The sequence below is a fragment of the Actinoplanes sp. OR16 genome, from assembly GCF_004001265.1.
In the GTDB taxonomy this organism is placed as follows: Bacteria; Actinomycetota; Actinomycetes; order Mycobacteriales; family Micromonosporaceae; genus Actinoplanes.
Genome location: NZ_AP019371.1, coordinates 1476605 through 1497481, shown reverse-complemented (window position 1 = coordinate 1497481; position 20877 = coordinate 1476605). Strand labels below are relative to the sequence as shown.

Here is a 20877-nt window from a genome sequence, read left to right as displayed (position 1 = left end):
ATGCCGTGAGCACGCCGGCCCCCCAGACCCCGGTGCGCCGGCCGGCCTATCGCCTGGTCCGGCGTCCCCGCCCCGCCGCGCCCGAGCTGCGGCCCGACGAGACGCAGAGCCGGGTGACGGCGCATGCCGCCGGGCCGCTGCTGGTGATCGGCGGTCCCGGCACGGGCAAGACCACGATGCTGGTCGAGTCGGTCGCGGCCCGCATCGCCGAGGGCGTCGACCCGGAGCGCATCCTGGTGCTGACGTTCGGCCGCCGGGGCGCGGCGGCGCTGCGTGACCGGATCGAGGCGCGGGTCGCCGACGACGCCGGGCGGATCGTGCACGAGCCGCTGGTCAGGACCTTCCATGCGTACGCGTTCGGCCTGCTCCGCCGGGCCGCCGCCGATCGAGGGGAGCCGTCGCCACGGCTCCTGACCGGCCCCGAGCAAGACTTGATCATCCGGGAGCTGCTGGCGGTCGTCGGCGATCCCGACACTCCCGACGCGATCGGCTGGCCGGAGTCGCTGCGGCCGGCCCTGCCAACCCGCGCCTTCGCCCAGCAGCTGCGCGACCTCATGCAGCGTGCGGCCGAGCGCGGCATCGGCCCGGTGCAGCTGGCCCGGCTCGGCGAGCAGCTCGGCCGGGACGACTGGCCGGCCGCCGCCCGTTTCCTCCGGGAGTACGTCGCGGTTCTCGCCCTGCGGGACGTCACCACCAGGGGCTCTACGGCGTACGATCCTGCGGAATTGGTCCGTGCCGCCTCCGGCCTCCTCGCCGACGAGCCCGAGTTGCTCGCTGCCGAGCGCCGCCGGCTGACCCACGTCTACGTCGACGAGCTGGCCGAGGCCGACCCCGCCCAGATCGAGCTGCTCGAGCTCGTCGCCGGCGGCGGCAAGCCACTCGTCGCGTTCGCCGACCCGGATTCATCGGTCTACGGTTTCCGCGGCGCCGACCCGTCCCTGGTCGCCGCGTTCCCGTCCACCTTCCGCACGATCGCGGGCGCACCGTCCCCCACCCTGACGCTGCACACGAACCACCGCGTCGAGCCGCCACTGCTGACCGCCACGAGCCGCGTCTCGCGGCGCATGCGAGGCCCGATCAGCCACCGCCAGATGTTCCCACCAGCTCCGGCGTCGGCCGGCGCCCCTTCCTCCCCGGCTGCTGCTTCCTCGGGCGGCGCCCCTTCCTCCCCGGCGGCTGCTTCCTCGGGCGGCGCTTCTTCGTCCGAGGGTGCCGCTGGCGAGGACGGGGTTCTCGTTCCTGAGGCCGTCGTGCGGACATTCCGGTCACCTGCTGCCGAGACGGCTTATATCGCTCATGCGTTGCGGGAGGCTCATCTACTGCACGGTGTTCCCTGGTCGCGGATGGCCGTGGTGATGCGGTCGACCTCGTTGCAGCAGCCGTCGGTGCAGCGGGCCCTCACTGCGGCCGGGGTGCCGACCGTGACGCTCGCCGAGGATCTGCCGCTGCACCTGCAGCCGGCGGTCGCGCCGTTCCTGCTGCTCCTGCGGTGTGCGCTCGATGTGAAGGCGCTCGACGAGGAAGCGGCGGTCGCCCTGCTGCACTCACCTCTCGGTGGCGCCGACCCGCTCGCCGAGCGCCGGCTGCGGCAGGGACTGCGGGCGCTCGCGCTGGCCGCGGGTGACCGGCGGCCGTCCGGTGAGCTGCTGGTCGACGCGGTCCGTGACCCGGCCGGGCTGGACATGGTGGAGCGCCGCTGGGCACGGCCGGCGAAGGCCGTCGCCCACCTGATCGACGTCGTCCGCAAGGCAGCGGCCGAGCCGGGCGCCAGTGCCGAGGACGTGCTCTGGGCGGTGTGGCGGGCGAGTGGCCTGGCCGACCGGTGGTACGCGATGAGCACCGGCTCCACCCCGGCCCCCGACCACCGGGAGGCCGGTCGCGCCCGGCTGTGGCGTGCCGAGGCCGCCGACCGTGACCTCGACGCCATGGTGGTGCTCTTCGACGCGGCGGCCCGGTTCGTCGACAGGTTGCCCGGCGCCCGGACCGAGGTGTTCCTCGAACACGTCCTCGGCCAGGACCTGCCCGCCGACTCGATCGCACCGAGCGCCGACCGGGGCGACGCGGTCCGGCTGCTCACCGCCCACGCGGCGAAAGGCTTGGAGTGGGACGTGGTGGTGCTGGCCGGCGTACAGGAAGGCATCTGGCCCGACCTGCGTCTCCGCGGCAGCCTCCTCGGTTCGGAACGCCTCGTCGACGTGCTCGCCGGCCGCCCCGCCACCGGCGCGGCAGCGGTCGCCGGCGAGACCTCGGCCCTGCTCGACGAGGAGCGCCGGCTGTTCTACGTGGCGATCACCCGAGCCCGCCGCCGCCTCGTCGTCACCGCTGTGGCCTCCGCGAGCACCGGCGGCGCGGGAGGAGAGGAACAACCGAGCCGCTTCCTGGCCGAGCTGGCAGCAGGCCCGTCCGGCCCGGAGTCCAGCGGCCCGGCACCTGGCGGCCCGGCATCCGGCGGCCCCGGCTCGGGCGGCCCCGGCTCGGGCGGCCCCGGCTCGGGCGGCCCCGGCTCGGGCGGTCCCGGCGGCTCGGGTGGTCCGGGCCCTGTTTCCGGTGGCCGTGTTCCCGGTGGTCCTGTTCCCGGTGGTCCTTCTTCTGGCGGCTCGCAGGCGGAGGACCTGCTTGAACCCGATCCTGAGGACGACGGTCCGCCCACCGACGTGGACCTCGACGCCCTGGACGCTCAGGACGCTCAGGACGCTCTGGAAGACGATAAATACGGATATTTCCGACCAGGGGAAGATGGCGTATCGACCTCGGACGAGCCGGAAACCGACGGCGATGGCGAGCGCGTCGACGAGCACACCGAGCCGGACGACGAGGCGGATGTGAGTGCCTCGGGTCGTGGCGAGACTGGGGATGCGGCGCTTCCTGTGGGGCGGGCTCCGCGGGCGCTGACGCTGGCTTCGCTCGTGGCGGAGCTGCGTACCGTCGTGGTGTCGGATGGGGAGACGCCCGGCCGGCGGCGCGCGGCGGCCGAGGAGCTCGCCAAGCTTGCCGCGGCGGGTGTGGCCGGTGCTCATCCGGACGAGTGGTGGGGGTTGCGGCCACTCTCCGACGACCGGCCGCTGGTCGACGACGGTGATCTGGTGAAGGTGACGCCGTCGTCGATGGAGAGCGCGCTCCGCTGCAGCCTGCGCTGGCTGCTCGAACGGCACGGTGGCGCGGCGCCGGCCGGTCCCGCGCAGGGCATCGGCAACCTGGTGCACGCCGCGGCGATGCTGGCCGAGGACGCGAACGCCGACCGGGAGAAGCTGGTGGAGTACGTGTCGGCCCGCTTCGACTCGATCGAGCTGGCGGCGCGCTGGCTGGCCGGCCCGGAGCACGAGCGGGCCCAGGGCATGGTCGATAAGCTGCTGCGCTGGCTGGCGGCGAACCCGCGGCGGCTGCTGGCGATCGAGCACGAGTTCACCGTGCGGCTGGAGGACGAGACACGGCCGATCCAGTTGACCGGGCGGGTCGACCGGCTGGAGATCGACGACGAGGGCCGGCTCGTGGTGATCGACTTGAAGACCGGCAAGACGACGGCGGTCTCGGCCGCTGATGTGGCGGAGAACCCGCAGCTCGGCGGCTACCAGGCAGCGGTCGACGCGGGCGCGTTCGCCGACTTCGGGAGTGACAGCGGCGGCGCGGCCCTGGTGCAGCTCGGGCCGGGCAAGGAGGCCCGGGAGCAGATGCAGGTGCCGCTGGCCGACGCCGTCGATCCGCAGTGGGCGTACGCGATGGTGCGCCGCACCGCCGACACCATGGCCGCCGCGACGTTCTCGGCGGTGGCGAACAGCCGCTGCCGCGTGTGCCCGGTGCGGACGAGCTGCCCGATCTCCGGCAAGGGACGGCAGGTCGTCGAACCGCGATGAGAAAAGCCGACTCCGGCCCCCGGTACACCCCTCGTGAGCTGGCGAGACTGCTCCGCCTGCCGCCCCCGACCGCCGAGCAGGAAGCGATCATCGCGGCCCCGGTGGCGCCGCTGCTGGTGGTCGCCGGCGCCGGATCCGGCAAGACCGAGACGATGGCGTCGCGGGTGGTCTGGCTGGTGGCGAACGGTTACGCGCACCCCGGCGAGATCCTCGGCCTGACCTTCACCCGGAAGGCGGCCGGCGAGCTGGCGCACCGGGTGCGGACCCGGGTGGGTCAGCTGATCCGCCGGTTCGGCCGGGACGACGCGTTCGCCGGCGAGGCCACCATCTCGACCTACCACTCGTACGCGGCCCGGGTCGTCACCGAGCACGGCCTCCGGTCCGGTTACGAGCCGTCCGCCCGGCTGCTCACCGAGGCCGCCCGCTGGCAGATCGTCGACTCGCTGGTCCGGGCGTACACCGGGGAGATGACCGGCCTGAACCGGGCGCCCGGCACCGTCACCGACGACGTGCTGGCGCTCTCCGGGGAGATCGCCGAGCACCTGGTCACCGTCGACGACCTGGCCGCCTGGACCGGCCGGTTCTACGCGGAGATCACCGAGTTCCCGGGCCGGATATACAAAGATGTCGCCGACGTGCTGCGCCGCCAGCAGCAGAGGCTCACGCTGCTGCCCCTGGTCCGGGCCTACGAGCAGCGCAAACTCGACCTGGAGGCGATGGACTTCGGCGACCAGATGGCCCGTGCCGCGCTGGTGGCCCGGGACCATCCGGAGGTGGGTGCGATCGAGCGCGGCCGGTTCCGGATCGTGCTGCTCGACGAATACCAGGACACCAGCCACGCCCAGGTCACCATGCTCAACAACCTCTTCGGCGGCGGCCATCCGGTGACAGCGGTCGGCGACCCCTCCCAGTCGATCTACGGCTGGCGGGGCGCCTCGGCCGGAACCCTGGAGCGGTTTCCCGACGAGTTCCCGGAGAAGACCGGTCAGAAAGCCTGGGTGAAGAGCCTCTCCAAGAGCTGGCGGAACCGCCCGGAGATCCTCGCGGTGGCGAACGTGATCTCCAAGCCGCTGCGGGCCGGCGCGGCGGTGACCGAGTTGACCTCGGCGGAGCGGGTGGCCGAGGCGGTCGGCGGGCGGACCGTCGCCTGTGCGCTGCTGCCGACGTACGCGGACGAGGCGGACTGGCTGGCCGACTCGATGCTGACGGCGTGGCGGCTGGCCGCCGGGATGCCGGCTGCCCCGGCCGCCGAGATCCCGCTGGAACGCCGTCCCACCAGCGCGGTCCTGGTCCGGGTGCGCAGCCAGATCGCGGTGATCGAGGAGGCGTTGCGGTCCCGCGGGCTCCCGGTCGAGGTGGTCGGTCTGGGCGGTCTGCTCGATACCCCGGAGGTACGGGACGTCGTCTGCACTCTTCGCGTGCTGGCCGACCCGACCGATGGCGCCTCGCTGCTGAGACTGCTCACCGGCGCACGCTGGCGGATCGGTCCCCGTGACCTGGTGGCGCTGCACCGGCGGTCCCGGGCGATCGCGGCGTCCCGGGTCCAGGATCACGAGGACGACGACGAGATCGCCTCGGACCGCCTCGACGACGCGACACTGGTCGAGGCGATGGCCGACCTGGGCATCCCGGCGCAGTACTCGGCGGAGGGCTACGCCCGGTTGCGGGAGTTCGGGCAGGAGCTCGGCGCTCTGCGGCAACGCCTCGATCAGCCGCTACCGGACCTGCTCGCCGACATCGAGCGGACCACCGGCCTGGACGTGGAGGTGGCGGTCCGCGGCTGGGCGGCGGGCGACGCCGGGCTGGCCCGAGCCCACCTGGACGCGCTCGGCGCTGCCGCGACGCGGTACAGCAGCGAGAACGAGAGCGGCACGCTCGCCGGCTTCCTGGCCTTCCTGGCCGCCGCCGAGGAGGAGGAGCGCGGCCTGGAGCCGGGCCAGGTGGACGTGGTCGAGGGTGCGGTGCAGATCCTCACGGCGCACGCGGCGAAGGGTCTGGAGTGGGACGTCGTCGCGGTGGCCGGCCTCAGCAAGGGGGTCTGGCCGGGCCAGGTCCGGGCCTCCGATCACTACCTGGGTGGCATCGGGGTGCTGCCGTTCCCGCTGCGCGGTGACGGCTCCGGCCTGCCCGTCCTGGACCTGAGCGACGCGGTCGAGCAGAAGGACGTGGCCGGCGCGCTGACCACTTTCGGGCGGCGGTGGCGGGAGCACGACGAGAAGGAGGAGCGCCGCCTGGCGTACGTGGCGGTCACCCGCCCGCGTCGGCTGCTGCTCTGCTCGGGTTATTGGTGGGGTGAGGGCGTGAAGCGCGCGCGAGGGCCCTCGGTCTTCCTCGACGAGATCAGAGATGTCTGTACGACGGGAGCCGGCGTGGTGGACCGGTGGACGCCGGAACCGGCGCCGGGCGAGTCCAACCCGAGCGAGCAGGCGGTGACGAACGCCGAGTGGCCGGCCGATCCACTGGGCCTGCGCCGTCCCGCCATGGCCGCGGCCGCCGATCTGATCCGCCGGATGATCGCGGACCCGGAGGCGGCGGTCGCCGAGGAGTTCGCGGCCCTGGCCGAAAGCGATCCCGAGGTGGCGGCGAAAGCGGGCCTGGCAGCCGACGCGGTGGGCCTGCCCAGAACCGAAGCCGAGCCCGCAGCCGAGGCCGAGCCCGCAGCCGAGGCCGAGCCCGCAGCCCAAGCCGAGCCCGCGATCGGAGCCGAATCCAAGGCCGCAATCGGAGCCGAGCCCGGCGCCGAAGCCGAGGTCGCAACCGACGGCGAGGCGGATCCGGACATCGCCCGCTGGCGTCGCGAGGCGAGACTGCTGCTCGCCGAGCGTCGGGAGCGCACGAAGCAGGACGGCCCGATCGCCGTGGCCCTGCCACCGCACCTCTCGGTGTCGCAGCTCGTGGTCCTGCGGCGTGACCCGCAGTCGCTGGCGAGGTCGCTGCGCCGCCCGCTGCCGCACCGGCCGGCGCCGCAGGCCCGCCGTGGCACCGCGTTCCACGCCTGGCTGGAGCAGCGGTTCGGCACGGCCCGGCTGATCGACATCGACGAGCTGCCGGGAGCTGCGGACGACGGCGCGGCCGGGGACGACGAACTCGCCGCCCTGCAGGACGCGTTCCTGACCGGCGAGTGGGCGGACCGGACGCCGATCGAGGTCGAGGTGCCGTTCGCGACGACGGTGGCCGGGGTGGTGGTGCGCGGCCGGATGGACGCGGTCTTCGCCGACCCGGACGGCCGCTTCGACGTGATCGACTGGAAGACCGGGCGGCGGCCGTCGGGCGCCGAGGCGGAGGCGGCGGCGGTGCAGCTGTCGGCGTACCGGCTGGCCTGGGCGACCCTCGCGGGTGTGCCGGTCGGCCGGGTCCGGGCCGGTTTCCACTATGTCAGGGAGCAGGTCACGGTCCGGCCGGCCGACCTGATGGACGGCGCCGAGCTGGCAGCGCTGATCCGGGAGATCCCGGAGGAGTCACTCTGAGGGGTGAACGGCGGCGAGGAGGTGGAGGAGGGCTTCGGCGTACGCCTCCTCGGGGCTGGACGCGGCGAATTCCTGCTCCACGCCGAGAAGCTCTGTTCGTACGACGTGATCGCCCCCTTCGCGGCGCAGCTGCCGGAACGTGCCCCCGAGGAGCTCCCGTAGCTGATCTTCGCGGGGCAGCCACAGCGCCTCGTCGAGCTCGACGTCGTCGAGCGCCCACTCCGTGGTGCCGTTGAATCCGATGATCCGCCCCTCCGGCCGGTCGTGCACCTGGATCGTCATGTTGCTGAGCACGAACAACTCGTCGTCGAGGTCCCGATCGGGCACCGCGAACCGGTCTCCGAGCGCGGGTTTCCAGGTCAATCCGGCGGCTTTGAGCTGCCGCGCCGCTTCCACGCCGAGCACGTTGCGGCCCCCTTCGTCGTGCTACGCTCGCTTGCGTTGTCAGTTTGGTTCCCAAGTACTCAGGAGCGCCTGTGGGGAAGTCTGCCCCAGGCGCTCTTTGTCGTAACCCGGGTTTCTCCGGTACGGGCGATCAGTACGGCGACACGAGCCCCGCAGAGTGCGGGACTTACCACCTCGTTCCCGTCCATAATGGCCGGGAACGATCGACCGTCGAGGAGACGAGCATGGTTACGGGCGTTGTGAAGTGGTTCAACGCGGACAAGGGCTTCGGGTTCATCACCCCGGACGACGGCGGCGCCGACGTCTTCGCCCACTTCTCCGCGATCCAGATGTCGGGTTACCGCAGCCTGGAGGAGAACCAGCGGGTTGAGTTCGAGGTGACCCAGGGCCAGAAGGGCCCGCAGGCCGCCAACATCCGCGGTGTCTGATTCGAGCCGATGATCGGCTGCCCGGTGCAGCCGTGAATGTCGCCTGAGTACTTCGGCGTCGTGCCCATAGGGTGCGACGCCGTTGTCGTTCGCAGGGCATGAGGAAGGCCCCCGGCGCGCCGAGGGCCTTTGGTGATCAGAAACGGTCAGCCGAGAGAAAACGTCAGACGGCTGCGGAGTGCGGCAGCGGGGCGGTGCCGCCGAGGTGGGCCGGGAGCCACCAGCGGTCGTCGTCGCCGGCCGGCTTCTCCGGGTATGCCTTCTGCACCGCGTCGAGCAGCGTGCTGAGCCGCTCCTTCAGCAGCACGGTCACCGCCTCCGGGGTCGCGCCCTCCGGCATGTGCAACGCCTCGCCGATCTTGATGAGCACCGGCACGTGGCGCTTGGTGAGCTCCTTCTTGCGGCCCTTGGTCCAGAGCCGGTGCGGGCCCCAGACGGCCATCGGGATGAGCGGGACGCCGGCCTCCTGCGCCATCCGGGCGGCGCCGGACTTGAGCGCCTTGACGGTGAACGACTCGGAGATCGTCGCCTCCGGGAAGACGCCGACGATCTCACCGTTGCGCAGGGCCTCGGTGGCCTCGCGGAACGCGCCGGTGCCGGCCTTGCGGTCGACCGGGATGTGCTTCATGCCGCGCATCAGCGGGCCGCTGACCTTGTGGTCGAAGACCGACTTCTTCGCCATGAACCGGACGAGTCGCTTGGACGGCTGGGTGCCGAGGCCACAGAAGATGAAGTCGAGGTAGCTCGAGTGGTTGCTGGCAAGCACCGCCCCGCCGCTGGTCGGGATGTGCTCGCCGCCTTCGACCTCGATCTTGAGGTCGAGGACGCGAAACATGGTCTTCGCGAGACCGACAACCGGGGGATACACCAGTTCCATGGCAGCACGGTAGCTGAACTTTCTGGAAAAGGCGTGGTGCGGGAGGACAATGCCGACCGCCGTACCGGCCCGTGGGACGTGCCGTGGTGTTCACTGGAGACATGTCGAGCGGAGCATGGTCGTCGGGCATGGTGACGGCTTCCGGCGTACCCCCGCAGCCGCCGGAGGCGCCGGAGAAGCCGCCGGCGCCGCAGCCGGACGGACCACGACGACGCCGGCGGCAGTTGATGATCTTCGGTGGGGTGGCCGGCGTGATCCTGGCGGCCGGTCTGACCGTGCTGCTGATCGTGATCTTCGGTGGGGAGAGCAACCCGTTCGCCTCGAAGGAGTCCGGGCCGGCCGATCTGCGGCCGCCGCTGGCGCAGGCCTGTCCCGCGCCGACCGGCTCACCGAGCGGCGCGCCCGCGCCCCGATCGAGCGCCGTCGCGCCGGCGACCGGGGCGAGGACCGTCGACGAGGAAGCCGGCATCTCCTACCGCAAGTACGACGCACCGTGGGTGACCTGGACCGACGTCTGGAAGGCCGGGACGCTGGAGGTGCCGTACCGGGTCGGCCAGCATTTCGTCACCGAGTTCTACAGCGGCGGGGAGTACCACGCGTCGATCCTGTCGGCGGCGGTGCCGGCGGCCGACAACGACGCCGTCTCGCTCGACCTGGAGTGCGTGGGCCGGCAGGTGGCGGCGGACGTGCGCGCCGAGTACTACCCCCAGCCCAACACGCTGGAGCCGCTCCGCGACGAGGTGACCACGCTGGGCGGGTTGCCGGCCTTCGTGAGCGAGTTCCGGCTGCGGTTCAACTCGCCCGGCCTGACCGCCACCGAGGAGTTGTCCGCGGTGGCGGTCATCGACGTGGGCAAGCCGACGGCAGCCGTGCTGTACGTGTCGGTCCCCGGCACGCACAAGCAGTTCAACCCGGTGGTCGAGGAGGTGCTGGAGTCGGTCCGGCCGAACTAGTTGCCGGTGAGACCCCAGCGCTTGCGGAGGGCGTTGTCGGCCGCGTTGAAGAACTGGTCGATCAGGATGCCGATGATCAGGACGACGATGATGTAGCTGATCACCAGGGCGCTGTCCGACAGGTCGCGGGCGTTCTGCATCCGCACGCCGATGGAGACCGTCCCCGGCACGATGACCAGCAGCTCACCGGCCATCAGGCTGCGCCAGGAGAACGCCCAGCCCTGCTTCAGGCCGGAGACGAAGGACGGCAGCGAGGCCGGCAGGATCAGGTGCCGGTACTGCGCGAGGCCCTTCATTCCCATCACCTTGCCGACGCGCAACCAGGTGCGGGGTACGTAGTCGATGCCGCTGATCAGGCCGTTCGCCACCGAAGGGGCCGCACCGAGGACGACCACGAACATGATCGCGCTCTCGCCGAGCTGGAACAGCAGGATGGCGAGCGGGAACCACATGATCGACGGCATGGTCTGCAGGCCGGTGATCAGCGAGCCGATCGCTGCCCGCAGCGGCGCGAACCGGGAGACCGCCGCGCCGATGATCGTGCCGATCAGCACGGCCAGGAAGAAGCCGGTGATGGCCCGGGTCATGGTGAGCCGGACGCCGTCCCAGAAGTCGGCGGTGGTGATCAGGTCCTTGAGGACCGAGAAGACGTCGAGCGGAGCCGGCAGCACGTAGATCGGCTTCCACTCGGCCAGGACGGCGGCCTGCCAGATCGCGATGACGATCGCGACGGCCAGCAGTTTCGGCCAGGTGCTGTGCCAGATCCGCTTGCCGAGCTTGCCCTTGTCCTTCTTCGGCGCGAGTTCGAGAGCGTCCAGGCCGCTGACCCGGTCGGCCGCTTCGAGATCGACCGGCTCGGCCGGCAGCGGAGGCGGGAACGCGTCCGGGGCGACAGCGCCCTGGAGGGCGGCGCCGGTGGCGGAGTGCTGCTCAGTTGGCATGGCGGGCGACCTCCGCGCGGAGCCGGTCGGTGATCTCGGCGGCCTGGCTCGAGACCTCGGTGGAGTCGATGCGCCGGGGGCGCGGGTGGTCGATCTTGTAGTCCTCGATGACCCGGCCCGGCCGGCTGCTGAGCAGCACGACCCGGTCGCCGAGGCGGACCGCCTCGCGCACGTTGTGGGTCACGAAGAGAACGGTGAGCTCCTGCTCGCGCCAGATCCGCTCCAGCTCGTCGTGCAGGATGTCCCGGGTCATCGCGTCGAGCGCGCCGAACGGCTCGTCCATCAGCAGGACGTCGGCGTTCTGGGCGAGGGCCCGGGCCAGGGCGACGCGCTGGCGCATGCCGCCGGAGAGCTCGTGCGGCCGCTTGCCGCCGAACCCGCTGAGCCGGACGATCTCGAGCAGTTCCTCGGCCCGCTTCTTGCGCTCGGCCCGGCCGACGCCCTGGAGCCGCAGCGGCAGCTCGACGTTGCCGGCCACCGAGAGCCAGGGGAAGAGGGCGGCCTCCTGGAACATCAGCGCGACGTGGCGCCCGCCGATGTCCAGGGTGCCGGTGGTGATGTCGTCGAGGCCGGCGACCAGCGAGAGCAGCGTGCTCTTGCCGCAGCCGGACGCGCCCAGCAAGCAGACGAACTCTCCCTGCTGGACGTCGAGTGAGATGTGATCGAGGGCGAGCAGAGCGTTGCCCCCCGAGCCGTACACCTTGGTGACGTCGTCGATCCGGACTACCGTGCTCATACTCGCCCTCCCATCAGCGCGTCAGGATGATCAGGACGCCGCGGCGTCGCTGACCTCGGGCTGACCGTCAGCCTTCAGCAGCTCGTTCAGCGGGCCGAGGTCGTAGATGCCCTTCAGGTCGACCGGCTTGAGCAGGCCGACCTCTTCCGCGTGCTTGGCGCTCGTGTAGAGCGAGGACGCGATCGGGTCGTAGGTGAACTTCAGGTTCTGGAACGCGGCGGCCAGGATCTCCGGCTTCAGCGCCTTGCCGGAGAGCGCCTCGATCTGGGCGTTCGCCGCGGTCTGCGCGTCGGCGCTGTTGTCCTTGATGTACTTGACCGCGTTGACGTGGCCCTGGAGCAGCTTCTTGACCGTGCCGGGGTATTCCTTCAGGAACTTCTGGCTGACGATCAGGTGCGTGGTCACGAACTCCTGGTTCGGCCACAGGGTCTTCTCGTCGACCAGGACCTTGCCCTTGGACTCCAGGATCAGCTTGCTGTAGTTGGGCTCCGGCACCCAGGCGCCGTCGATGGTGCCCTGCGCGAAGGCCTGGATCGCCGTCGCGTTGTCCTGCGGGAGCACCGAGACGTCGCCGCCGCCGTTGGTGTCGGCGTTGAGGCCGTTCTCCTTCAGCCAGGCGCGCAGCGCGACGTCCTGGGTGTTGCCGAGCTGCGGGGTGGCGATCTTCTTGCCCTTGAGGTCGGCGGGCGTGTTGATGCCCTCCTTGACCACCAGGCCGGCGCCGCCCGAGGTGCTGCCCGCGATGATCTTCAGCGCGGTGCCCTTGGAGGTGGACCAGCCGTTGATCGCCGGGTTCGGGCCGATGTAGGTGGCGTCGATCGCGCCGGACAGCAGCGCCTCGATGGCGGCCGGACCGGCGTTGAAGGTCTTCGTCTCCAGGGTGGTGGCGCTGCCGAGCGCCTCGGAGAAGATGCCCTTGTTCACGCCGACCAGGGCGGGCGCGTGGGTGATGTTCGGGAAGTAACCGAGGTTGATCGTCTTGGCTTCGGCGGCGGCGCCGCTGGTGCCCTCGGCGGTGTTGGCGTCGTCGGATCCGCAAGCGGCCAGAGCGGTAGAGGCCACGACCGCGGCCGAGGCAAGGGCAAGCGCACGTACGGTGCGGGAGCTCATGCTCACTCCTAGTTCTTCTTTATCGAGTTCTGAGAGAGTTCGGCCAGGGTCTTGTGGTCGACTACACCCTCGATGGCCGCCTCGACGGCGATCCACACGTCGTGCAGCGCCGTCGCCGCACCGTGGTAGGTCGCCGTGGACGTGGGTAGCCCCCGGACTGTGGTGAGGGCACCCCCGACGGCGCGGACCACGTCGCCGACGGTGATCTCCTCGGCCGGGCGGGCCAAGGCGTACCCGCCGTCCACACCGCGGTGGCTGTGCAGCAGCCCGGCGCGGCGCAGATCGAGCAGGATTCCTTGCAGGAAACTGAGCGGGATGTCCTGGGCAGCGGCCAGACCTGCGGCTTTGACCAGGTGGGGGTGTTCAGCGGTGACCGCGAGCATTGCGCGTACGGCGTAGTCCGTGCGAGCCGATACGTACACCTGCGTGCACCCCCTCCCGTGATTCTTTGCTTAACCTATCTGCTGGATGGGAATAGTGGAACAGATGGGATTGATGCGTCAAGCCCTGTGACGGGGGCAACACGGTCCGCACAGATCGGCGGATCGGGATATCAGCGCATTTACGCCGCTGGGTGAACCGCGACTACCGCGCGGATCCGTGCCAACACGCTAGATTCGTACCGTGGCGCCCAGAATCAAGATCCCCGCGACGAAATATCCGGTCGAGCGATTCACCCTCGGCAATGGTCTGCGTGTGGTCCTCTCCCCGGATCGCAGCGCTCCGGTGGTCGGCGTGGCCGTCGTCTACGACGTCGGCATCCGCAGTGAACCGGAAGGCCGGACCGGCTTCGCCCACCTCTTCGAGCACCTGATGTTCCAGGGCTCGGAGAACCTGGAGAAGCTGGCCCACTTCCGGCACGTGCAGGGCGCCGGCGGCACCTTCAACGGCTCGACCCACCTCGACTACACGGACTACTACGAGGAGCTGCCGTCCGGCGGTCTCGAGCGCGCGCTCTTCCTCGAAGCGGACCGGATGCGTGGCCCCCGGCTCACCGAGGAGAACCTGCGCAACCAGGTGGACGTGGTCAAGGAGGAGATCCGGGTCAACGTGCTGAACCGGCCGTACGGCGGGTTCCCGTGGCTCAAGCTGCCCCCGGTCATGTTCGACACGTTCGCGAACGCCCACGACGGCTACGGTTCGTTCGAAGACCTGGAGAGCGCCACCGTCGAGGACGCGCAGGGCTTCTTCGACCGCTACTACGCCTGCGGCAACGCGGTGCTCTCGGTCGCCGGCGACTTCGACGTGGCCGAGGCGACCGCGATGATCGAGCGGCACTTCGGCGACGTGCCGGCCCGTCCCGCGCCGTCGCTGCCGGACTTCGCCGAGCCCGGCCTCACCGAGGAGAAGCGCGAGTCGTACATCGACCGCATCGCGCCGCTGCCCGCCGTCGCGGCCGGCTGGGGCGTGCCGGACCCGATCGGCGACTTCACCGGCTACCTGCCGTACGCGGTGCTCGCCGAGGTGCTCACCGACGGCGACGCCTCCCGGCTCGTGGAGCGCCTGGTCCAGCGCGACCGGGCGGCCACCAACCTCGGCGGCTACATCGGCTTCATGGGCGACGAATACCAGGTACGCAACCCCACGGCCCTGTTGCTCCAGGCGCACATGCCGCCCGGCGGCGACGCCGGCAAGGTGCTGCAGACCATCGACGAGGAACTCGACCGGCTGGTCACCGACGGCCTCAAGCCCGGTGAGCTGGACCGCACGCAGGCCCGGATGGCGACCCGCCTGCTGCAGGGCACCGACGACGTGCTCGGCCGGGCCCAGCCGATGGCCGTCCTGGAGCTGCAGCGCGGCCGCCCGGGCCTGCTCAACGAGCTGCCCAAGCTGGTCAGCGAGGTGACCGACGAGCAGATCGTCGCCGCCGCGGCCACCCTGCGGCCCGAGCGCCGCGCCAGCGTCGAAGTCATCCCGGGAGCTGCCCAATGAGCGCCAAGACTCTGCCCGACCTGATCCCGGACGCCGATCTGCACCTGCCTCGCGAGGCGGAGCGGCGGCTGCCCAGCGGGCTCACCGTCATCGCGATCCGGCGGTCGGCGGTTCCGCTCGTCGAGCTGCGGCTGCGGATCCCGTTCGGGCGGGCGCCGCTGGCCCCGGCCACCCTGCTCTCGCAGGCGATCTTCACCGGTACGAGCACGCTGTCGAGCATCGACATCGCGGCCGAACTGCAGGCCGTCGGCGGCAGCCTGGGCGCCGCCCTCGACCCGGACCGCCTGCTGATCAGCGGCAACGCGCTCGCCGACGGCCTGGACCGGACGCTGGAGCTGCTGGCCGGCGTGCTGACCGACGCCACGTTCCCGGCCGAGGAGGTCGGCGTCGAGCGCGAGCGCCTGGTCGACCACATCCAGGTCGCGCTGAGCCAGCCCGCGCATCTGGCCCGGGTGGCGCTGCTCAAGAGGATCTACGACACCCATCCGTACGCGGTGCAGACGCCCACGCCGGACGAGGTCCGTGCTGTGGAGCCCGGTGCGCTGCGCCAGCTGCACGCCGAGCGCGTCCGCCCGGCCGGCGCGACGCTCGTCCTGGTCGGCGACATCGACCCGGACCAGGCGATCGACGTCGCGGAGAAGGTGCTCGGCGGCTGGACCGGCGGGGCGCCGGACGGCGTCATCCCGCCCATCCCGTCGATCGAGACCGGCCCGCTGCTGCTCGTCGACCGGCCCGGTTCGGTCCAGTCGTCGCTGCGGCTCGCGCTGCCCGGCGTCACCCGGACCGACCCGGACTACGCCGCCGTCACGGTGGCCAACCTGATCTTCGGCGGCTACTTCTCCTCCCGCTGGGTGGAGAACATCCGGGAGGACAAGGGGTACACGTACGGCTCGCACTCCGGCATCGAGCACTTCGTGGCCGGCTCCACCTGGTCCGGCTCGGCCGAGGTCGCCACCGAGGTGACCGGCCCGTCGCTGCTGGAGACCGTCTACGAGCTGGGCCGCATCGCCAGCCTCCCGCCCGGCGAGGAGGAGCTCGAGCAGGCCCGGCGCTACGCCCTGGGCACCCTGCGGCTGAGCATGTCCACCCAGGCCGGGCTCGCCGGTCTCGCCAGCATGTACGCGGGCTTCGGCCTTCGCCTCGAGCACCTCCGCGAACACTCGGAGGCGCTCGCCGCTGTCACCCGGGAGGAGGTGTTCGCGGCCGGAGCGAAGTACCTCGCCCCCTCCCGTGCGGTTACCGTGGTGCTCGGCGACGCCGACAAGATCGAGTCGCAATTGTCCGTACTGACGGCCGTGGAGCGCAGCAGAGAGTGACCGAACCCGAACAGCCAGACCTGGGTGAGCAACCCGGCACCCCGCCGCTGGCACGTACCACCCTGGACCGCGCCGCCCACCGGCGGAAGGACGACGCCTGGCTTGCGGACGCGTGGACGCGCGGCCTGGTCCTCGTCGTCGACCTCGCCAAGGGCGGCCGAGCCCTGGTCACCGATCGCCCGGACGGCGGTGTCGCCCTCGTGCTGGCGCCGTCGTCCGCGTCGCCCGACGCCGAGCGCTGGTTCCTCGGCGTCGACGCCGACGGCACCCCGGTCTGGACCGTTGACGCTTCCGTGGAGGCGTCCGCGGATCAGCGGGCCGTCACTCTCCGCGACAGCGGCCACCTGCTCGACGATCGGGACGCCGGTCTGTTCACCGCGGCGGTCGCGCTCGGCAACTGGCATCGCAGCCACGCGTTCTCGCCGCGTACCGGCCAGCCGACCACCGTCGTGGAGGCCGGCTGGGCGCGGGCCGACCCGGAGGGCCGGCTCATGTGGCCGCGCACCGACCCGGCGATGATCGTGCTGGTGCACGACGGCGTCCCCGGCCCGGGCGGCCGCTGCCTGCTCGGGCACAACGCGGCCTGGCCCGCCACCCCCGACGGCGTACGCCGGTTCTCCTGCCTCGCCGGTTACGTCGAACCGGGGGAGTCGGCCGAGGCCTCGGTGGTCCGCGAGGTGCAGGAGGAGGTCGGCATCAAGCTGACCTCGCTGCAGTACGCGGGCAGCCAGTCCTGGCCGTTCCCGGGCTCGCTGATGCTCGGCTTCCACGCCGTCGCCGACCCCGCCCAGCCGTTCGTCCTCGACCCGGAGGAGATCGACGAGGCGCACTGGTTCACCCGGGACGCGATCGCCAAGATGATCGCCGGTGGTTACGTCGACCCGGAGAGCGGCGTCCCGATGAGCCTGCCGATGCGATCGTCGATCGCCTTCTACCTGATCGAGAAGTGGCTGCACGGTTAACAGAAACTTTTTCTGGTTCGCGGGCAACCAAGTGAGGGTCCCACGGCGTCTTGGATACAAAGACGAGAGGGGAACCGATGACCCAGGTGGAAGCCCCGGCGTGGACGCAGATGTCCGCGGGGGAGCGGGAGGCGTTCGATCGGGACGGTTACATCGTCGTACCGTCGGTGCTGAGCGAGAGCGAGATCGAGGCGGGCCGGGCCGCGATTCTGGGGTACTACGAGAAGGCGAAGGCCGAGGGCAAGCTCAGCCCCACCGGCGCGCTGCACCAGCTCTCCCCGGTCGCCCACGTGCCCGAGCTGGCCTTCCTGCTCGACCACCCCAAGGCGTTCAAGTACATCTGGTCGCTGCTCGGGTGGAACGTGCACGTCTACCACTCGCACATCGACGTGCACCCGCAGCTCCACGAGGAGCAGAAGCAGTGGTGGCACTGGCACCAGGACGGCGGCCGCCAGAACCGGGAGATCGAGACCGACCCGCGCCCGATGATGTCGGTGAAGCTGGCGTACTGGTTCTCCGACGTGAGCGAGACCGGCCGGGGCAACTTCACCGTCCTGCCCGGCAGCCACAAGACCAACTGGCTTCCCGGCCCGCCGAGCCGCGGCGTGCCGTGGCCGCAGCCTTCAGGTGCGGTCCAGATCACCGCGAACGCGGGTGACCTGGTGGTCTTCGACCGGCGCATCTGGCACGCCCGGTCGGACAACTACTCCGACATCACCCGTGTCGGCGCGTTCTTCGGCTACACCCCGCGCTGGATCGCCATCCGCGACGAGGTCGCCGACCTGCCGAACCGGCCGGAGTGGAGCGGCTTCACCGAGGTGCAGAAGCAGCTGCTCGGCGGCTTCGGCAATGGTGACGGCGACCACCAGTGGGGTCACTACCCGGAGAGCACGCCGCTCTACGGCGCTCTCAAGGAGAGGGGCCTGCTCGACTCGAGCATCCCCGCACTGATCCCCTGATCGACGTACAAAAAAGGGGCCTTTCGATCGAAGGCCCCTTTTTGTGCGTCTCAGGCGGAGATCGTCGCGAGGTGCTGCTTCACCTGCACGATCGACGGGTTGGTCAGCGCCGACCCGTCGTCGAACTTCAGCGTCGGAACGGTCTGGTTGCCGCCGTTCACGCTGCGCACGAACGCGGCCGAGGCCTCGTCCTGCTCGATGTCCACGACGTCGTAGGCGATGCCCTCCCGGTCGAGCTGGCTCTTCAAACGGTGGCAGTACCCACACCAGGACGTCGAGTACATGGTCAGCATCGGTCAGGGCTCCTTCGATACAGGTCACACGGCGGTGCGGCTGAGAAGCACAACACCCGGTGGGGGTGTCATGATTCCCTACCGTGCGAGGCGATGGGGTGCTGGCCGGGCTGGACCCGGAACAACGGACGGCGGTGACCGCTCCCGCGGGTCCGGTCTGCATCCTGGCCGGCGCCGGAACCGGTAAGACGCGGGCGATCACCCACCGGATCGCGTACCGAACCTCGATCGGCGAGATCAGTCCCCGGCACATCCTCGCGGTCACCTTCACCGCACGGGCCGCGGCCGAGATGCGCGCCCGGCTGACCGCGCTCGGCGCCGCCGGTGTGCAGGCCCGGACGTTCCACGCCGCGGCTCTGCGCCAGGTGCGCTACTTCGCGCCCCGGCTGCTGGAGGGCCGGGGGATGCCCGAGCTGATGGAGAGCAAGATTCGCGTGGTCGGCCTGGCCGCGGCCCGGGCCGGTGTGCGCGCCGACCGCGCCGCCTCCCGCGACCTGGCGAGTGAGATCGAGTGGGCGAAGTCGTCGCTGGTCGAGCCCGGGGAGTACGCCGTAGCCGCCGCCAAGGCGCTGCGTGAGCCGCCGTTCGAGCCGGCCCGGGTGGCCGAGGTGTTCGCGGCGTACGAGTCGCTCAAACGCCGCCAGGGCGTGATCGACTTCGAGGACCTGCTGCGCGCCGCGGTCTGGGGCATCGAGGAGCACCAGGACGTCGCCGATCAGATCCGCGCGCAGTACCGGCACTTCGTGGTCGACGAGTACCAGGACGTCAACCCGCTGCAGCAGCGGCTGCTCGACGCCTGGCTCGGCGGGCGCGACGACATCACCGTGGTCGGCGACGCCAGCCAGACGATCTACTCGTTCACCGGGGCGACCTCGGGTTACCTCATCGACTTCCCGCGCCGCCGCCGGGACGCCGTGGTGGTCCGCCTGGTCCGCGACTACCGGTCGACGCCGCAGGTGGTCGGGCTCGCCAACGCCGTCATCCGGCAGGCCCGGGGCACCGAGGCGAAGCTGCGGCTGGAGCTGGTCGGCCAGCGACCGGCCGGACCCGAGCCGGAACTCAAGATCTTCCCGGACGAGCCGGGCGAGGCCCTCGCCGTGGCGCGGCGGTGCCGTGAGCTGATCGCGTCCGGCACGCCGGCCAGCGAGATCGCGGTGCTCTTCCGGACCAACGCGCAGTCCGAGGCGTACGAGGAGGCGCTCGCCGAAGCCGAGGTCCCCTACGTGGTCCGGGGCGCCGAGCGGTTCTTCGAACGGGCCGAGGTCCGCCAGGCCATGGTCGCGCTGCGCGCCGCGGTCCGCTCGATCCCGGGCGAGACGCCGCTGGCCGACGCGGTCGTGGAGGCGCTCGCCGCGACCGGCTGGAACCGGCATCAGCCCCCGCCCGGTGGCGCCGCGCGCGAGCAGTGGGAGGCCCTCGCGGCACTGGTCACGCTCGCCGAGGAGTACGCGGCAGCCCCGGAGATCCTGCCGATCGGCGAGGCCGGCCGGGTGCAGCGGGAGGTGTCGCTCTCCGCCTTCAACGACGAGCTGGCCCGCCGTGCCGAGCAGCAGCACGCCCCGACGATGGCCGGGGTGACGCTCGCCTCGCTGCACTCCGCGAAGGGCCTGGAGTGGGACGCGGTCTTCCTGGTCGGGCTCTCGGACGGCACGCTGCCGACGACGTACGCGAAGACGCCCGACCAGCTGGAGGAGGAGCGGCGGCTGCTCTACGTGGGGGTGACCCGGGCCCGGCAGTGGCTGTGGCTCTCCTACGGCCAGTCCCGCTCGCCCGGTGGCCGCCCGCGCCGCCCCTGCCGGTTCCTGCCGCAGCTGGAACGGTCGTCGAGCGCCGCGGCCGACCGTGGCGAGCGCGGCAGTCGGAAACCCGACCGGCGGCGTCCGCAAGTGGCCACCTGCCGGATCTGCGGCGCCACCCTGCTGGCCGGCGCGGACCGCAAACTGGGTCGCTGCCCGACCTGTCCGTCGGACCTCGACGAGGATCTGTACGAGCGTCTGCAGGTGTGGCGGGCGAGCACCGCCGCGCACCTGAAAGTCCCTGCGTACGTCGTTTTCACCGACGCCACCCTGGTGGCCGTGGCGGAACGCCGACCGGCCGGGCCGGCGCAGTTGCTGGCGATCGCCGGGATCGGCCCGCGCAAACTCGGTCAGTACGGCGAGGCGGTCTTCGCTCTGGTGGCCGGTGCGAGCCCTGATGATCTTGTCCAGAAAAACTTCGAAAGTTAGTCCGTTAATTCGTTTGCCCTCTGCTGTAGGGCAGGCATAGCCTCAGAACACACCTTGGCGAACGGTTCCGTTCGCCGAGAATCAGGACACGAGTGCAAGGTTACGGAGGAGGTGGCAAAGATGAGGATCAACATGTTCGTTCCGTCGATGCTGCCGTGCACCGTGCCTGCGCCGTTGTCCGCCGAGCGGTCCCTCGCCCCGTGGGCGCACCAGGCTCAGATCCCGTCCATGTCGGCGAAGGCCGAGCTGGGCAAAGCCGTGCTGGTGCTCGTCGATGGAAACAAGGGGACCACTGGATTCAGTGGCAATGGCTCCATCGCCCGCAAGCGCTACACGGATGGCAGCGGCGGTGTCCCGCCTCGAGGAAGGCCGGTCTAACAGACCACCGGCTCACTTCGAGGCCGCGGAACCCGCTAACCCGG

General features: G+C 71.1%; 17 protein-coding genes. 10 read left to right on the top strand and 7 right to left on the bottom strand.

Annotated elements, in window-relative coordinates:
- Positions 1-5 precede the first annotated feature (5 nt).
- Together EP757_RS06810 and EP757_RS06805 are read left to right on the top strand one after the other, a co-directional pair.
- Positions 6-3851, top strand: coding sequence for an ATP-dependent DNA helicase (locus EP757_RS06810; protein ID WP_127543343.1), 3846 nt, complete (start codon positions 6-8; stop codon positions 3849-3851).
- The gene (locus EP757_RS06805) at positions 3848-7318 is read left to right on the top strand and encodes an ATP-dependent DNA helicase (RefSeq protein ID WP_127543342.1); all 3471 of its coding nucleotides are present in this window, start codon (positions 3848-3850) and stop codon (positions 7316-7318) included. Before EP757_RS06810 ends, EP757_RS06805 begins: the two co-directional genes overlap by 4 nt.
- Here the strand turns inward: EP757_RS06805 and EP757_RS06800 are convergent.
- Positions 7310-7723 carry a pilus assembly protein CpaE gene (locus tag EP757_RS06800; RefSeq protein ID WP_127543341.1) on the bottom strand — a complete coding sequence of 138 codons (414 nt, stop codon included), beginning with the start codon at positions 7721-7723 and terminating at the stop codon, positions 7310-7312. The genes EP757_RS06805 and EP757_RS06800 overlap by 9 nt on opposite strands.
- A gap of 224 nt (positions 7724-7947) precedes the next feature.
- Here EP757_RS06800 and EP757_RS06795 point away from each other — a divergent pair, with 224 nt between their 5' ends.
- Complete coding sequence (locus EP757_RS06795) at positions 7948-8151, top strand: cold-shock protein (RefSeq protein ID WP_127543340.1); 204 nt, start codon at positions 7948-7950, stop codon at positions 8149-8151.
- Positions 8152-8314: 163 nt separating this feature from the next.
- On the opposite strand, the gene EP757_RS06790 is transcribed toward EP757_RS06795, so the two are convergent.
- On the bottom strand, positions 8315-9028 hold the full coding sequence (locus EP757_RS06790) for a 1-acyl-sn-glycerol-3-phosphate acyltransferase (RefSeq protein ID WP_127543339.1): 714 nt from the start codon (positions 9026-9028) through the stop codon (positions 8315-8317).
- 101 nt (positions 9029-9129) lie between these two features.
- Between EP757_RS06790 and EP757_RS06785 the strand changes: the two genes are divergently transcribed.
- Positions 9130-9981: a hypothetical protein gene (locus EP757_RS06785; RefSeq protein ID WP_127543338.1), complete on the top strand. Its 852-nt coding sequence runs from the start codon at positions 9130-9132 to the stop codon at positions 9979-9981.
- Here the strand turns inward: EP757_RS06785 and EP757_RS06780 are convergent.
- The 4 genes from EP757_RS06780 to EP757_RS06765 are packed head-to-tail and all read right to left on the bottom strand — an operon-like array spanning position 9978 to position 13190.
- The gene (locus tag EP757_RS06780) at positions 9978-10922 is read right to left on the bottom strand and encodes an ABC transporter permease (protein WP_174262350.1); all 945 of its coding nucleotides are present in this window, start codon (positions 10920-10922) and stop codon (positions 9978-9980) included. The genes EP757_RS06785 and EP757_RS06780 overlap by 4 nt on opposite strands.
- Complete coding sequence (locus EP757_RS06775; protein ID WP_127543337.1) at positions 10912-11658, bottom strand: ABC transporter ATP-binding protein; 747 nt, start codon at positions 11656-11658, stop codon at positions 10912-10914. Before EP757_RS06775 ends, EP757_RS06780 begins: the two co-directional genes overlap by 11 nt.
- Before the next feature lie 30 nt (positions 11659-11688).
- Entirely contained in the window at positions 11689-12768 is a 1080-nt protein-coding gene (locus EP757_RS06770) for an ABC transporter substrate-binding protein (protein ID WP_127543336.1), read from the bottom strand.
- A gap of 8 nt (positions 12769-12776) precedes the next feature.
- On the bottom strand, positions 12777-13190 hold the full coding sequence (locus EP757_RS06765) for an Rrf2 family transcriptional regulator (RefSeq protein ID WP_127543335.1): 414 nt from the start codon (positions 13188-13190) through the stop codon (positions 12777-12779).
- Positions 13191-13392: 202 nt separating this feature from the next.
- Here EP757_RS06765 and EP757_RS06760 point away from each other — a divergent pair, with 202 nt between their 5' ends.
- From EP757_RS06760 to EP757_RS06745, 4 genes are all read left to right on the top strand, one after another.
- Positions 13393-14700 carry a pitrilysin family protein gene (locus EP757_RS06760; RefSeq protein WP_127543334.1) on the top strand — a complete coding sequence of 436 codons (1308 nt, stop codon included), beginning with the start codon at positions 13393-13395 and terminating at the stop codon, positions 14698-14700.
- Complete coding sequence (locus tag EP757_RS06755; RefSeq protein ID WP_127543333.1) at positions 14697-16016, top strand: pitrilysin family protein; 1320 nt, start codon at positions 14697-14699, stop codon at positions 16014-16016. Before EP757_RS06760 ends, EP757_RS06755 begins: the two co-directional genes overlap by 4 nt.
- On the top strand, positions 16013-16978 hold the full coding sequence (gene nudC / locus EP757_RS06750) for an NAD(+) diphosphatase (protein WP_127543332.1): 966 nt from the start codon (positions 16013-16015) through the stop codon (positions 16976-16978). The genes EP757_RS06755 and nudC overlap by 4 nt, the downstream gene beginning before the upstream one ends.
- Positions 16979-17055: 77 nt before the next feature.
- Positions 17056-17937 carry a phytanoyl-CoA dioxygenase family protein gene (locus tag EP757_RS06745; protein ID WP_127543331.1) on the top strand — a complete coding sequence of 294 codons (882 nt, stop codon included), beginning with the start codon at positions 17056-17058 and terminating at the stop codon, positions 17935-17937.
- A 50-nt stretch (positions 17938-17987) separates the two neighbouring features.
- On the opposite strand, the gene EP757_RS06740 is transcribed toward EP757_RS06745, so the two are convergent.
- Positions 17988-18230, bottom strand: a complete 243-nt coding sequence (locus tag EP757_RS06740; protein WP_014447439.1) for a mycoredoxin — start codon at positions 18228-18230, stop codon at positions 17988-17990.
- 83 nt (positions 18231-18313) lie between these two features.
- Between EP757_RS06740 and EP757_RS06735 the strand changes: the two genes are divergently transcribed.
- Together EP757_RS06735 and EP757_RS06730 are read left to right on the top strand one after the other, a co-directional pair.
- Complete coding sequence (locus EP757_RS06735; RefSeq protein ID WP_127543330.1) at positions 18314-20455, top strand: ATP-dependent DNA helicase UvrD2; 2142 nt, start codon at positions 18314-18316, stop codon at positions 20453-20455.
- A gap of 120 nt (positions 20456-20575) precedes the next feature.
- Positions 20576-20833 carry a hypothetical protein gene (locus EP757_RS06730; protein WP_127543329.1) on the top strand — a complete coding sequence of 86 codons (258 nt, stop codon included), beginning with the start codon at positions 20576-20578 and terminating at the stop codon, positions 20831-20833.
- Positions 20834-20877: the final 44 nt, after the last annotated feature.